Source organism: Mesorhizobium sp. BR1-1-16 (genome assembly GCF_020165495.1).
Lineage (GTDB): Bacteria > Pseudomonadota > Alphaproteobacteria > Rhizobiales > Kaistiaceae > Kaistia.
Window position 1 is genome coordinate 1 of record NZ_JAIUIE010000029.1, and the last position, 1,144, is coordinate 1,144.

Here is a 1,144-nt window from a genome sequence, read left to right on the forward strand (position 1 = left end):
TCGCGGATCGCGAAGCGCAGCTTCTCTTCCATGGCGATCGGCACGATCAGCGTCACTTCCATCGACACGTTGTCGCCCGGCATCACCATCTCGACGCCTTCGGGCAGCGTGCACACGCCGGTCACATCCGTCGTGCGGAAGTAGAACTGCGGGCGATAATTGGTGAAGAACGGCGTGTGACGGCCACCCTCCTCCTTCGTCAGGATATACGCCTCGGCCTTGAACACCGTATGCGGCGTCACCGAGCCGGGCTTGCACAGAACCTGACCGCGCTCGACGCCTTCACGGTCGATGCCGCGCAGCAGCGCGCCGATATTGTCGCCAGCCTGGCCCTGATCGAGCAGCTTGCGGAACATCTCGACGCCGGTCACCGTCGACTTCACCGTCGGGCGGATGCCGACGATCTCGACTTCCTCGCCGACCTTGACGATGCCGCGCTCGACGCGGCCGGTCACCACCGTGCCACGACCCGAGATCGAGAACACGTCCTCGATCGGCATCAGGAACGGCATGTCGATCGGACGCTCGGGCTGCGGGATATAGGTGTCCACAGCCGTCATCAGTTCGAGGATCGCGTCCTCGCCGAGCTTGGCGTCGCCATCGTTGAGCGCAACCACGGCCGAGCCCTTGACGATCGGAATGTCATCGCCCGGATAGTCATAGGACGACAGCAGCTCGCGCACCTCGAGCTCGACCAGCTCCAGGAGCTCCGGATCGTCGACGAGGTCGACCTTGTTCAGGAACACGACCAGCGCGGGAACGCCGACCTGGCGGGCCAGCAGGATGTGCTCGCGGGTCTGCGGCATCGGGCCGTCGGCCGCCGAAACCACCAGGATCGCGCCGTCCATCTGCGCAGCGCCGGTGATCATGTTCTTCACATAGTCAGCGTGGCCGGGGCAGTCGACATGCGCGTAGTGGCGGTTCTGCGTCTCGTATTCGACATGCGCCGTCGAGATCGTGATGCCGCGCGCACGCTCCTCGGGAGCCGCGTCGATCTGGTCATACGCCTTGAACGTCGCCCCGCCCGTCTTCGCAAGCACCTTCGTGATCGCAGCCGTCAGAGACGTCTTGCCGTGGTCAACATGGCCAATCGTGCCAATGTTGCAGTGCGGCTTGTTACGCTCGAATTTCTCTTTACCCATCG

General features: G+C 63.9%; 1 protein-coding gene. It reads right to left on the minus strand.

From position 1 onward, the window contains the following. The coding region (gene tuf / locus LB518_RS24580; RefSeq protein WP_224580523.1) for an elongation factor Tu at nucleotides 1–1,142 on the minus strand (1,142 nt) is incomplete at its 3' end. Nucleotides 1,143–1,144 lie beyond the last annotated feature (2 nt).